This window comes from Paenibacillus sp. E194, from assembly GCF_000935845.1.
GTDB lineage: Bacteria > Bacillota > Bacilli > Paenibacillales > Paenibacillaceae > Paenibacillus_B > Paenibacillus_B alvei_B.
On the sequence record NZ_JMDX01000159.1, the window covers coordinates 1 to 14,219 of the forward strand.

Consider the following 14,219-nt stretch of genomic DNA (forward strand, 5'->3'; position numbering starts at 1 on the left):
AACCTACTGATCGGTTCAGTAGAGACGGTCGTGGGGCTGCCTGATATATTAAGTCTGTTCTATCAGAAATATTCGAAGGTTGACCTGTCGCTTATGGCGGGGGTAACGGACAAGCTTACGGAAGAAGTGCTGGAATACAAGCTGGATGGGGCATTCGTATCCGGCCCGGTAACGGTATCGAACGTAGAACAGTACCCAGTGTTCGATGAGGAATTGGTGCTCGTATGCGGCAAATGTGTCGTAGATGGGAAGCAGCCGTTATTCAATGTGCGGGAATTGCTGCACCGCCCGCTGCTTGTCTTCCGCAAAGGCTGCGGATATCGAGCGAAGCTGGAGCAGTGGATGCAGCTCGAGGGAATCTCACCAACGAAGGTGATGGAATTCGGGACACTCGAGACAATTATCGGAACGGTTGTAGCTGGACTCGGCATAACGGTTGTCCCTCGGGCCGCAGTAAGACGTCTAGAGAAGGAGGGCGAGCTGCAAGTGTTCGCCATACCGAAACCGTTCAATATGGTATCCGTTGTCTATATTCGCCGTAGTGATACGTATATGGGGGAAGCGGAACGCCGCTTTATGGAGACGATGGAGGAAGTACGCGAGAAGCGCCGAATGCAGGAGCATATGCCTGTATAAGAGTAGCTGGAAACTTGAAATTAGTAGTTTATTTCAATTGATTAGTGGCGGCAATCAGGTATAATATGTAATAAGAGCGATACAATAAATAAGGAACGGACTGCCATCCGTTCCCAGTACAAACATCTTGAGTGGATTTTCCCCTCCATAAATTTCATAAGCTATAGAGAAGTAACCCACGGCGGCTAACCATGAGTGGTTACTTCTTTTTTCTATCAATGTAAGTCAAGAGCGCGACGAGAAACGTAGCGAACATGATAACATCGGAGAAGGAGAAGTTCATAGACTCACCTCCTTTCCGGAGGGAGCCAACCACTCAAGGTGTGTTGTACATTTCTATTATACAATCTAGAGGAATAAATTGTAATCTGTGATTGCGATGAATTATGATGATTACGATGAAAATAAGAGAAAGGATTGTGCGAAGGCACAATCCTTTTTTTTAATATGCATGATCATTTCGCAACGGCTGCTGCTTCAATCGGCACTGAGAATTAGCCTCGCAGATCTATATCGGTACCGCTGCTTGTACGCAGTCGTCCCGCGATAAGAAACGGAAGATACAAGACAATGAACATTCCTAGTGCAACGCCCTCGAGTGATAGAAGATACCACGGGTAAGGCCCCAGCACATCCAATAAGGAAGCAGTCTCCGGCTTGTGAGCCAAGAACATGTAGTTGCCGCCAGTTAAATAGTTGATACCTCCAACTACAACGAGCAGAACGTTAAGGAACAGCATTGCATAACCGATTGATTTCCACGTTGGCCTCACATTTTCTACCCAGACCATATACAGTACCGCGAGGATGATTGCGATATGGGCAATGAAGAACTGGACGAATCGGAAATGGGGGAACGGATAGTCTAGAGCTGGCGTTAGCAGTGCCTGGAGCGCTCCCCCGATACCAGTAAAATAAACAATATGGAATATCTTCTTGCTTCGGAACAGGAGCATGAGCACACACATGTATAAGGAGATGCTGCATAGCTCGAACGGGAGTGTATCCGCCGCACGGAATATCCCTGTTGCCACATACCATATATTCAAGCTTACTTCAGATAGAACGAGCAAACTTATTAGGATGCATCTGCCATATCGGTTAGGTTTCTCCTGTCGAAACCAATGACGCCATCGATATAAGAGGAGCACTGTCACGATAAACAGAAACAGTACCCCCATATGTGCAGATGAGAATGCCTTGAACGTGTCGGTTACCTGTGGAGAGAACCAAGACATGGAGATGCCATCCTCCTTTTCACATGGGATTCTTGCTAAATTTCTTTATGCTGATCAAGCATGAGTTGTGAGTAGGGCAATCCACTAGGAACTGATCAGTTCCTCCTTCGGTACTTCCTCCGTAGAGGACTGCTCGCCTTGCCAGAGCAGCTGCATCTCTGCACATGTTGCGAGCAACTCATGCAGTGTCCCTTCTGCCTCGATACGGCCATCCTTCATTACGATAATATGATCAGCCCTGCTTAAGGCAGCGCGGCGGTGCGACACGGCAATGCAGGTGACATCACGCTCAGTGAATAATCGTTCCCAGAGCAGCTGCTCGGTCTCCACATCAAGGGCGCTGGACAGATCGTCGAACAAATACAAATCAGATTGTGTCATCATCATTCTTGCCGTTGCCGCCCGCTGAATTTGTCCGCCGGAGAGCATGACCCCGCGAGGCCCTACATACGTATCAAGACCATTTTCAAGCTGTTCAATATCCCGCTCCATGACTGCTAGACGAATGGCGTGCTCCAATGCATCTTTCTCTCGATCATGACTGCCCATGATGATATTTTCCCGAAGCGGGTCGCTGAATAAGCGAGGTACCTGCGGCGTGTAGGCAGCTTTGGGCGGGGTGAGAAATGATGCAGGATCAATCTCCTTCCCGTTCCAGCGTATCATTCCTTCTGATTTTTTCAGCAGACCAAGCAATGTACGCATCAGCGTGGATTTCCCCGAGCCGATCCTGCCGGTAATGACAAGGAACTCGCCTCGATTCAAGCGAAATTGAATATCGTGAATGCCTTGTTTAGAATCCGGATAAGTGAATGATACCTGATCGACCTCCAAGGATTGCAGCTGTTCTGAATCAGGAAGGGTGCGAACAGGTGGAGCCGGAGGATCTTCATTCAGATAAATTTCGCTGTGTTCCACGACTCGATCTTCTTCTCCCGGCTGGAATAAGATGCGCATTCGATCGAGGGATACTTGCAGGCGCTTATGTTGAAAGACCATATAGCCGAACAAGGATATGCTGAAGGCGAAGTTCGTCAAGTAGGAGGTAAATAGAGCGAAGTCTCCTACAGAGAACCGCCCTGCCTGCATTTCTGTTGCGCACATCAACAGAATTCCGCCCGTGCTGATGGTAAGCACATGCTGATTCAAGGACTTCATCCATTGCGTGAACAGCGTATCCTTAAGGGCAGCTTGACGACGATTCTCATTCAGCCCGACGAAGCGCTGGTGCACATGGCGTTTAGCCTGCCCAAGCTTCAGCGCCTGAACTGCTCCGAATATCTCTGCGATGAAGCCTGTAATCTTCGATGTTGCTTCTCGATTCTGCTGGCTATAGCGCTGTGCGCGATTGCCCGATAGGTTGTTCAGCACGGTAACAGCAAGCAGCGGCAGAATTGCAACTACGGTAATTTGCCAATTGATATTGGCCATAATGATGATGGATACGATGGTGAAGGCCAATCGCCCCCAGAAGTCGACCCATGATTCCACGTAATCCACGACTTCATTCACATCGTCGCGGAAGCGGCTGGCAGCATCTCCGGGGGAAGCCGGAAGATGGCGTCCCGGCCAGCGCATAATGCCTGCCAGCATGTTGGTGCGCAGTACTGCTTGGATATGGTAGATATAAGTGACCCACTGGTAGAATGCTGCAAAAAATACTCCAACCCGCAGCATACGTACAAGTGCGATAACAATTAACGGAACCGCAAGCCACATATAGTCATGAGATTGGGTAGTTGCGCGATCAAAAAACCACTGCATGCCGAGACCGATGAGCAGGGGGATTGCGTGAAACATGCCCCACATGATTCCGTTTACAAGAAAGAGCATCGGTTGGAACTGGAACAATCGGGTGATAAAACGCGTTACGGTCATGCCAATTCCTCCTCCATTCCCGTTCGAAGCAGTCTCGCATAATGCGAGGATGGGGTGTTCGCAAGCTCCTCGCGTGAGCCGAACTCGACAATTCGTCCATGCTGTAACACCATGATCGTATCGACCTGTTCGAGCGTTGCCAAGCGATGGGCGATGACAATGCCCGTACACTGTTCCATCAGCTGATCGACTGCGACTTGCAGCATTGCTTCTGTTGCAGCATCCAGTCGTGATGAAGGCTCATCAAGCACAATAATACTTGGATTCGTCAGAAATACACGGGTCAAGGCGAACAATTGAGCTTCACCTGCGGATAGCGATGTTCCACCCGAGGACAAACGGGTATCGAGTCCATTAGACAGTCCATCGATCCATTGCCGAAGCCCGAGCCTCGCGGTTGTCTCCAAGATGCTCTCGTCCGATACATTCGGATCGAATAAGGTTAGATTGTCGCGCAGCGTTCCGTCAAAGAGCTGCACGTCTTGCGTCACCATTCCTACGCGGCGGTACAGCGTCTCCAGCTTCAAGCTGCGAATATCCTCGCCTCCGATTCGAATGGTTCCGCTGTTGATGTTGTATAGACGAAGCAGCAGACGGCTAATGCTGGACTTGCCGCTTCCCGTACGGCCAATGATGCCCAGTCGCTGGCCTGGCTGAACGTCGAAAGTGATGTCGTGAAGCACGACTCTATCTTCGTTATAACCGAAGGTAACCTGCTTGAACTCCAGACCGAGTGCTCCATCTGGCAGCTGCGTCTTCGTTCCATCTTCAATCTCACTGCGAAGGGAGAAGAGTTCGCGAGCGCGAAGCATGCCGGATTTGGCCTTTTGGAATTCCTGAATTTGATCCCCCAATTGCTCAATAGGCGTATTTAACATTTGCGTATATTGGAAAATGAGAAACAGCGTTCCGAGCGATATTTGACCGATCAAATAGTAATGGACGCCTAATAACAGTACCACCGTCACTGCGATCGAAAAGAGTACGACCGTGCTGTTCCATGGAATAACCCGCAGCATCCAAGCTTTGCGGCCGGATAAGAACACCTTCCGCATCGCACCATGGAATCGATTCATGACATAGGGCACAGCCCCATTCGCTTGCACATCCTCGATACCCGCGATTCGTTCCTCAATCAAGCCGAATAAGGCGGCGCTTGCAGAACGTTCGTCCTTGGAGCTATTCACGCCCATGTTGCGAATAAAGACCATAGAGCCGATGGAGAGAAGCGTAAATACAGTCATGACAGCTGCAATCGGCCAATTAACGGTGAACATGTAGCCAAGAATACCGATGAGCAGGATGAAGCTGCCGATGACTTGTGCAATGAACATGGCGAAGAAGTTGGACATGCCGGTTACATCGCCGTCTATTCGCTCGATCATCTCGCCAGGCGTCTTGCGGTTATGGAAATGCATATCCAATCCGAGGCAATGCCGCAAGAGATCTCCCCGCAATGTATTGGTTGCACGCCATGAGATATCATTGCCAATATAGCTTATCGCAACCGTAATAAACTGGGTGAAAACAGCAATGAGCAGATAAACGCCTGCAAGTGTGAGCAGGGTGGATATTGCACCTTGAGCTGCGGCTGTATCGATGAATTGCTGCACAAGCTGAGGATTAATGAGCTGACATGCAGTGGACACGAGCAGCATAAGCAGCAGCAGCAGCAGCCGGCCCTTTACCGGATATAAATACCGAAACAGCCAAGTCATTGATAAGGATGTGTTCTGGGACATAAGATGTCCTCCAATCTGTGAACGACATGAGGCTTCTACGTCATGCGAAGGAAGAAGCGTCGAATGAAATAATTTCTATCATACACTAAATAATGGCAGCTGCAAGATAAAAAATGAATTAAGAAGTTTATTCTCTGACTATCCCGTAGGGGCGTTCGGAATTCGAATCGTGTAGAAGGATTCAAACATAGGAAGACTACAAAAATGAACATGATTTTACCAGAAAAGGTAATGCGAAACCGCTTATGATGTAAGCGTTTTACTACTACAATGTGGAGGCAATCATTACTGTAACGAGAAGGTCAAAGGGGGGATGAACACACACACTTGATTGATAAGCGTGTATCAGCGCATAGCTCCTAAATTGTTCTCCTGAAAGGTGGTAATCGCAATGAGATACATCTTGCTGAGACCATTGTCCATCTGGCTTGTCGCCATTCTCCTTTTCTCCACGCTGCTGCCGGCCGTTCCTAATTATGCGCAGGCAGAGGCGGGTCTGCCCCCAATCGAACAACTGCTTTTTCCATCGGGTGACGCTGACCCTGTCACCATCGTCTCGCAGGATGCAACGCAGTCGCTTGTAATTAGCGATATTAATTCCCCCGGGGATTCATTAGCGAACAAAACCGATTACTTGGCCTTATATACGAGTAGAGCCGGTGTGACGAATACGGTGTACGGCAATGAAGTGTTCGTCAAAAAATATGATGTGGCCCTCGTGGTCAATCGTCACAGTGTTGTAGAAGCTGTATATGGCCCTGATGCTGATCCTCCGGTGTCATGGGATGACGACATAAGTATTGCAATTCCAGAGGAGGGCTATATCGTACTCTCTGGTGGAACCACTTGGGACTCTTCGATTCATCAGAAACCACTATTCCATCATTACGGCGTCGGAGATTACATTCGATTAATGAGAGGCGGAAAGGAAGTGACGGCAGCTGATTTCCGCAATCAGAAGCCTGAGTCTGAAATGAAGCCTGAACTGCATCTCATTACCCCTTCGGATTCAACAGTAACGGTACCCATGATTGAGGTCAAAGGCTATGTTGCGAATTATCGAGAGAACCAGAATATCCAGGTGGTCATCGGTGGGAAACAGGCGAGTATTACCGCGAACGGTAGCTTTCTGCAGCAAGTGTATCTGACCTTAGGTGCTAACCTTATCACGGTGCGCTTATTGCAAGGCGATACAGAGCTGGCAGTGTCCAACATCACCGCAACTTATGAACGCTCCGGGCAGGGCTCAGACTATATCGAGGTTGAGGCTGCTCCAATCGATGTCACGATCGAAATTCAAGGGCCTCGGCATAAAATTGACGCTGTAGACGAAGACATCGCCGCACACGGAAATGTAGTTGCCTTATTTACACGTGATTATGGCTCCTCGCTTGTCGTTTCTCAATACAATGTTGCTGTTCAAGTAGACGAATATAATCGTGTGCTTCGTGTCATCAATCCTTCTGTTAATGGCAAGCCTCCTGTCTGGACGGGGCCAACTACTCTGGAAATCCCAGATGGCGGATATATATTAATGGCACAGGACGACAGCTATGCCACGAACTTCATCAAACGGTATCTAGCGGTTCATTTCAAGGCGGGGGATCAGATCAAGCTTCGCAAAAACGGAGAGGTAGTCTCTGTCAAGGATGTGAGAAACGGCAATGGAGCGATTGCAAGACTGATGCTGGACAATGAGCTGATGTATACCGTAACAGACAACCAGACGGTGGTTACTGGGCGGATTGCGAATATCGATCATCCGGAGTCGACGGCATTATTGATCCATGGGAAGCAGGAGACTTTCGCTGCGGATGGTACCTTCTCAGTTCCCGTTACGCTGAGCAGGGGTACGAACTATGTCGATATTGTGGTTATGAAAAACGGAAAGGAACAGGATAAGCGAAATATGGTCGTGTTCAGCAGACCGGGATTTGCACCTGAGAAGGACATCATTCTATGGGTCGATCAGGCAGCGAATGCTCGGAAGTTCCAATCCAGCGAGCAAGTACTGGCCTTCCTGAATAAGGCGAAGGACTTAGGCGTAACGACGGTCGTCTTCGATGTGAAAGGGGTAGAGGGGTTCGTATCCTATAAGAAGAACGATCTGACCGGAAGACCGTATGTCAGCGAGATACAAGCGCCGGAGAAGGCAGGCTCGAATCCGAATCTCGACCTGCTGCAGGAATTTATTACGCATGGCCATGCGCTCGGATTAAAGGTGCATGCATCTCTAAATGTATTCGCAGAAGGTTCGATCGCCCATAACGAATACGCGGTGCTCGATCAGCACTTGAATTGGGAGGAGCGTATATACGTTTCAGAAAACAACGGGGAGATCAAACGTCTTCGGGAAAGCGCAAAAAAAGGGCTCGTTGCATTCGTTAATCCTTCGGACGATGAGGTAAGAGCGTATCAATTAAAAACGTTCGAAGAGGTTATCAAAAACTACGATGTCGATGGAGTCGTCCACGATCGGGGGAGATATGATAACGAAACGGCTGATTTCAGTGACGTCACTCGGATCAAATTCGAGCAGTTCTTGCAGGCAAGGGGCAAGCAGTTGAAGAATTGGCCAGCCGATATTTATCGATATGAGCAGAACGTTAGGGTATACGGGCCGTTAATTCAAGACTGGTGGGAATTCCGTTCCGGGACGATCAAGAGCTTCTTCGCTGAAGTGAAGTCGCTTGTCGATTCCTATGAAGCCTCGTCAGGTCGGACGATCCAAGTGTCCTCCTATGTAGGTTCTTGGTATGAAACGTATTATTTGAACGGTGTCAATTGGGGAAGCCGTAATTTCCGCTATGATGAACGCTTAGGGCTGCCTGATCAATCCGTCTATACGCCGGAATATTATGATACGGGCTATATTGAATACTTAGACTTCTTAATGATCGGCGCCTATCAGACGACCAGCAAGGAAGTGAAGAAATACATTACGCTTGGCAATATCGTGACCAATGGAGAGATTCCGCTATATGCGGGGATATCCCTTGTCAATGTGCAGACTCCGTCTGTACAGCGGGAGGTATTTCAGGCAGGATTGGCTACCACGAATGGCTTGATGTTGTTCGATGCCTCCCAGATCAACTGGCCTATTGCTTCGGCGGCCCTCCGGGATGAGGAATATGTGAAAGATTATCAGCTTGGAATTAGCTTGCCAGGCAGCCCGGATTCATTCTTAGAAGGGCACTATTACAATGTGAACCGAGTCGAGGGCAATGTGAATGTACTGACTGACGCGTTCGGCTATTCAACGGGCACGAATCAATTCGGGGTCGAGGTTGTTGTGGACGCCGACGGTAAAGTGACGAATGTAGTCAATCGTAAACAAGCGATCCAATGGAACTGGGCTGTACCTGAGCAGAACAACAGTGTCATTCCGCAGGGGGGATTCGTCATTACAACCGTCGATCCTTCTGGGACGCGAACGCTGCGCCAGCTTGTGGCGAACGCATATGACGTGGGTAATTCGATACGGGCAGCTGTACTTAGCGGATGGCAAGACGATGAAGGGCGGCAGACATCGAACAGCGAAATATTAGTAGAGGGTCAAGTTGAGGTGCTGGGCACTGGGAAGGCTGAGGTATATTTGAATGGCCAGCTCGCGATCATTGACGCAAGCGGCGGCTTCAAATCCAACATCCCGCTATCAGTTGGCCGCAACAGCGTAACGATTACTGTGTTTGTTGATAAATATAAGACGAACAGTCGAACGATTGACATCATCCGCACCGATTCAGGCGGCACGGGTCCGAATCCAGGAGGTTCGAATCCAGCTAGCGGTTCAGGAGCTGTCTCGCAGCAGCCTGCATCACCGAACAAACTAGAGCGGCTGTCCATTGCTTATCGACAAGATCGGGATGGTCGTCAAGTGACCGCAGCGAAGGTAAATCTTGCTCCGATGCAGGAAGAGATCGAACAGTTGAAGAAACAAGCTTCTTCATCGTCTGACACTATTTTGAAATATTCAATTGCAAACGTGCAGGATGTGCTGGAAGTTAGCATTCCGGTAGTAGGCGCGGTGCAAGCTGCGGAGGAGCTTCCACAATCCAGCATTGTCATCGAATCGCCGCGCGGTGTCCTGAAGCTGCCGCTTCACGCGATGAAGTCCGCCCTGAAAGGCGCCAATAATCAGAAGTCAGGAGAGCTTCAAATTCGTATCGGAACGTTGTTGCAAGAACAGGATGCTGCACTCCAGCAACGATTGTTGCAGGATGGTATGAAGAAGCTGGGGGCTGCAATCGCTATTGAATTGGTCGTGAAGGAAGGGGAAGAAGAGGAGGCGATTTCGCTCAAGGGGGAACGGGCGGAATATCGATACATGCTTCCTGCGATTGCAGCTGATCGAAATCGAATGACGGCAATTAATTATGATGAGAAGCCAGGAAGATATGCGTTCGCCCCTGCCTTATTTGAAGCCCGTGAAGGAAATCTGGAAGTGCTGCTCAAGCTATCGGAGACAGGGATATACAGCATTGCAGAAGTGCAGCCGCCAATGTTCACGGACATACAGGGACACTGGGCAGAGCAAGATATTTTATTGTTGGCATCCAAGCTGATAGTGAAGGGAACGAGTGACACTCGCTTCTCTCCGGGAGCGACGTTGACGCGTGCCCAATTTACAGCGATGCTTGTGCGAGCGCTCGGCATGAAGGAGAAGGCAGATGTGATGCCATTTGTAGACGTCCAGTCGCAGGATTGGTATGCAGGTGCGATAGGAGCAGCCGTAGAGCAGGGACTGATTCAAGGCACGGACAGCAGCCACTTCAGCCCGAATGCGCTGCTCACGCGTGAGCAGATGAGTGTGCTCATTCTACGAGCTGCTGAGATTGCTAGGGTAAAGGATACCGATGTAAATACGGAGGCAGTTCTCCAATCCTTCAAGGACCAGAATGAGATTGCCGCATGGTCTAAGGATGCTGTGGCTGCGGCCGTGAGCAAAGGACTTATGGAAGGACGCAACACAAACTCGTTTGTTCCGAAGGGAACTGCTACGCGCGCGGAAGGCATCGTAGTGCTGAAGAGACTGCTGCAGCAATCCGCATATATCAATCGTCAGGAATAGGGAATTGAGTTAGGATCGATTCCTTCCCGAACCGTTTCATGATGTGGAATTGAAAAGGAGCCCTTCACGCTAGCAGGTTGCAAATTAGCTGGTGTGGAGGGCGCATTCAATGGAGGAAATTCGAACCTCCAACAGGCGGCCTTTATAATCAATCTCGATTCGCAAGGAGGGAGGAATCGTAGTAGAATAACAGTATGCACAACTACCACTTTTGGGAAATGGAGCGATGGACGAATGGCGACGCAAGCAACCCGTATGAAACGATCAGAAGTTCCCCTGGAAGCAACATGGAGATTGGAGGATTTATTCGAATCCGAAGCAAAATGGCTTGAGGAATTGCAAGCGATTACAGCTGATTTGAGTTCAGTCACCCGCTTCACAGGCAAATTGCATGAGGGTGCTGGTACTTTGCTGGCTTGTCTAGAAGCAATGGATGTCATTTGGAGCCGTGCGCAGTTATGCGGCAGTTATGCACATTTGCGGTTGACGGAAGACAGCACGAATCCAGTGAATCAGGGAAATAACAGCCGTGCGCAGGATATGATGGCTGAAGTGTCCGTTGCTCTATCCTTCTTCGAATCTGAATTTAGTGACATGAGCGACGATGCATTGCCCGCATATTATGAAGAAGAGCCTAAGCTTCTGGAGTTCAAGCCCTATTTGGATCAGATTGCAAGCAAGAAGCCATATCGGCTGAGCAGCGAGACGGAATTGACGCTCGCAGCACTTGACAACGTCTTAGGAGCTCCGTACAAAATTTATAATCAGATCAAGCTTTCAGACATGGCGTTTGAACCCGTTACCGATCAGGAGGGTACGACGTATCCGCTGTCTTTTGCTCTATTTGAGAATCGATATGTGGAGTCTCCAAATACATACTTGCGCAGAGAAGCATTCCGGTCATTTTCCGAAACGCTGTATGCATATCGCAACGGGGTTGCAGCCTCATATGCAACAGAAGTGAAGAAGCAGGTCGTGCTGGCGAAGCTTCGTGGATATGATCATGTAACCGATATGCTGCTGCATAAACAACAAGTGACACAACAGATGTATCACGCTATTTTAGATACGATTCAAGCCGAGCTGGCTCCGCACATGCGGAAATGGGCAAAGCTAAAGAAACGTGTTCTCGGTCTGGAGGAACTCCGCTTTAGTGATCTGAAGGCGCCATTCGACCCTGAATACGATCCGGAAGTTTCGTTCGAGACAGCAGCGAAGCAGGTAGTAGAGGCGCTGCAGGTCATGGGGCCGGAGTACACAGCAATTATGCAGGATGCCATCCAAAATCGTTGGATTGACTATGCGGATAATGTAGGCAAGTCAACAGGGGCATTCTGCTCATCAATTTATGATTCACATTCCTACATATTGATGACATGGACAGGAAGCATGCGAGGAGCATTCACTCTGGCTCATGAGTTGGGCCATGCGGGGCACTTCATGCTGGCACATAAACATCAGCGGATATCCAATACGCGCCCATCGCTTTATTTTATCGAGGCTCCGTCCACCATGAACGAGATGCTGCTGGCAGACCACTTGTTCCGTCAGTCGTCGACTGATCCTCGGATGAGACGCTGGATTATTACGCAGCTGCTGAATACGTATTATCATAATTTTGTAACGCATTTGCTCGAAGGTGAGATGCAGCGCAGGGTATATGAGCTTGCTTCACAGGGAGAGCCGCTTACCGCTGATCTGCTGTCGCAGTTGAAGGGGCAAGTCCAGAGCGATTTCTGGGGCGATGCCGTTGTGATGGATCCAGGTTCGGAACTGACTTGGATGCGTCAGCCGCATTATTACATGTCCTTATATCCATATACGTACTCAGCAGGTTTAACAGCATCGACGGCAGCAGCCAAGCGCATCCGCGAGGAAGGACAGCCGGCAGTAGAACGTTGGCTGACGGCGCTAAAGGCAGGCGGCTCCTTGCCTCCATTGGAGCTGATGAAGCTGGCTGGTGTGGATATGTCCGATACGAATACGATCCGAGAAGCTGTATCGTATGTAGGCGAGCTTGTTGATGAATTGATAAGCTTGTACGAGTAATGGAGTTTTGGTTGTGGTAGAGAGTTAGGAATGGTAACAGTGATCTTCGCTCGAGGTGTCTGCTGCCTAATTAGGGACTGGGCATGGAGCGAGGAGCATGCAAGCACTTAGATGTAAAAAACAAAGAACAGTAGCACGAGGTTCATCCCGGCTACTGTTCTTTTCATGTTAGCAATTAGTCAGCGTCAGCTGCATTTGGATGTGGTTGTGTGGAGCATCCGGATGAGCAGGAGCGGTTCAATGCGCATGAAGCACAAGCTCCTTGCTTCGACTTGCGCACGTGGCGTACAACCATCCACAGTGCATACGCAAATATGATCATCACGATTCCAATTTCTGGCCACGACATGCGATTCACCACCTGTTCTATGAAAATCCGAGAAGTCTACCGACTCCCGTAATGATGAGTGCGACAACATAGGCAATAAGTAGGGCATAGCCGATGGAGAACCATGTCCAGCGCCATGATGCGGTTTCTTTTTTAATAATGCCCACTGTTGCAAGACAAGGAACATACAGCAGTACGAAGGCACAAAAGGCATACGCGGACAACGGGGTGAATGCCCCTGCGATCTGGGATTCAAGCATAGCTGTGTCTGGTGCGTGATAAATGATATTCATCGTGGACACAACGACTTCCTTGGCAAGAAACCCAGTAATTAAAGAAGCACCCGCTTGCCATGTGGCGAAGCCGAGCGGAGCGAACAATGGGGCAAGCACGCCGCCAATCATCGCCAGGAAGGAGTCGTCCATCTCAACTCCGAATCCGCCTGGTCCAGCATACGTCATGAGCCAGATGAGCACGGAGCCTCCAAGAATGAAGGTACCTGCTTTGCGTACGAATCCTTTCCCTTTCTCCCATGTGCTGCGGAACAAAGTCTGCCATTGTGGCAGGCGATAAGGTGGCAGCTCAATAACGAAAATGCTCTGCTCCTCCTTCATCATCCGCTTGGTGAACAGCTTGGCCAGCAACAGGGAAAGTACAATTCCCATCACATAGAGGGACAGCACGACAAGTGCTTGATGACTCTTGAAAAAGACACCGGCAAACAGGGCATAAACGGACAAGCGGGCAGAGCATGACATCAGTGGAACGAGCAAAGTAGTGACAAGCCGTTCACGCGGCTGCTCAATCGTACGAGCGGCCATGATGCCAGGAACGTTGCACCCGAAGCCGATGACAAATGGAATGAATGCCTTGCCGTTCAGACCAACGGCTTCCATAAGCCGATCCATGACGATGGTGACGCGAGCCATATATCCCGAATCCTCAATAAAGGAAATGAATAAGAACAGGATAAAGATTTGCGGGACGAATACGAGTACGCCGCCAACACCCGCAATAATCCCTTCTTCGATCAGCGCATGGGTAAATGGTGACACGCCAATCGCATTCAATATGGATGCTGCGCTGTCCGTTACGGGTCCGGAGAAGAAGGCATCCAATGCATCCGAAGTTGGCGTTCCAATCCATTCGAACGTCGCCTTGAACATGAGGAACATAATACCGAGAAAGATCGGAATGCCTAGCCAGCGATTTGTAACAATGGCATCGATGCGCTCCGTCAAGGTTACGGATTTCTCCTTCGTACTGTCAACCGCTTC

At 49.5% G+C, this 14,219-nt stretch carries 8 protein-coding genes; 3 read left to right on the forward strand and 5 right to left on the reverse strand.

The genetic code is table 11. The features are described from left to right. On the forward strand, positions 1-636 hold a 636-nt coding region (locus tag AZ66_RS19715; protein WP_044356402.1), incomplete at its 5' end, for a LysR substrate-binding domain-containing protein. Positions 637-1,130: 494 nt separating this feature from the next. On the opposite strand, the gene AZ66_RS19720 is transcribed toward AZ66_RS19715, so the two are convergent. The 3 genes from AZ66_RS19720 to AZ66_RS19730 form a co-directional block, all read right to left on the reverse strand. Then, positions 1,131-1,874 carry a YwaF family protein gene (locus AZ66_RS19720; protein ID WP_044356403.1) on the reverse strand — a complete coding sequence of 248 codons (744 nt, stop codon included), beginning with the start codon at positions 1,872-1,874 and terminating at the stop codon, positions 1,131-1,133. An 84-nt stretch (positions 1,875-1,958) separates the two neighbouring features. Next, positions 1,959-3,752, reverse strand: coding sequence for an ABC transporter ATP-binding protein (locus AZ66_RS19725; protein ID WP_044356404.1), 1,794 nt, complete (start codon positions 3,750-3,752; stop codon positions 1,959-1,961). Then, a complete protein-coding gene (locus tag AZ66_RS19730; protein WP_044356405.1) occupies positions 3,749-5,494 on the reverse strand; it encodes an ABC transporter ATP-binding protein in 1,746 nt (581 codons plus the stop codon). Before AZ66_RS19730 ends, AZ66_RS19725 begins: the two co-directional genes overlap by 4 nt. Positions 5,495-5,885: 391 nt before the next feature. On the opposite strand from AZ66_RS19730, the gene AZ66_RS19735 reads away from it, so the two are divergent. After that, complete coding sequence (locus AZ66_RS19735; RefSeq protein WP_044356406.1) at positions 5,886-10,565, forward strand: S-layer homology domain-containing protein; 4,680 nt, start codon at positions 5,886-5,888, stop codon at positions 10,563-10,565. A gap of 234 nt (positions 10,566-10,799) precedes the next feature. Then, entirely contained in the window at positions 10,800-12,614 is a 1,815-nt protein-coding gene (gene pepF, locus AZ66_RS19740; RefSeq protein ID WP_044356407.1) for an oligoendopeptidase F, read from the forward strand. 175 nt (positions 12,615-12,789) lie between these two features. Here pepF and AZ66_RS30795 read toward each other — a convergent pair whose 3' ends face one another. Both AZ66_RS30795 and feoB read right to left on the reverse strand, forming a co-directional pair. Continuing rightward, complete coding sequence (locus AZ66_RS30795) at positions 12,790-12,963, reverse strand: FeoB-associated Cys-rich membrane protein (RefSeq protein WP_021254529.1); 174 nt, start codon at positions 12,961-12,963, stop codon at positions 12,790-12,792. Between the two features lie 17 nt (positions 12,964-12,980). After that, positions 12,981-14,219: ferrous iron transport protein B (gene feoB, locus AZ66_RS19745; protein WP_044356408.1), on the reverse strand; the 1,239-nt coding region annotated here is incomplete at its 5' end.

Bases quoted from the DNA above. Each gene is read 5' to 3' on its own strand.
- AZ66_RS19725 (WP_044356404.1), bottom strand. From the start codon at position 3,752: ATGACCGTAACGCGTTTTATCACCCGATTGTTCCAGTTCCAACCGATG.
- AZ66_RS19720 (WP_044356403.1), bottom strand. From the start codon at position 1,874: ATGTCTTGGTTCTCTCCACAGGTAACCGACACGTTCAAGGCATTCTCA.
- pepF (WP_044356407.1), top strand. From the start codon at position 10,800: ATGGCGACGCAAGCAACCCGTATGAAACGATCAGAAGTTCCCCTGGAA.
- AZ66_RS30795 (WP_021254529.1), bottom strand. From the start codon at position 12,963: ATGTCGTGGCCAGAAATTGGAATCGTGATGATCATATTTGCGTATGCA.
- AZ66_RS19735 (WP_044356406.1), top strand. From the start codon at position 5,886: ATGAGATACATCTTGCTGAGACCATTGTCCATCTGGCTTGTCGCCATT.
- AZ66_RS19730 (WP_044356405.1), bottom strand. From the start codon at position 5,494: ATGTCCCAGAACACATCCTTATCAATGACTTGGCTGTTTCGGTATTTA.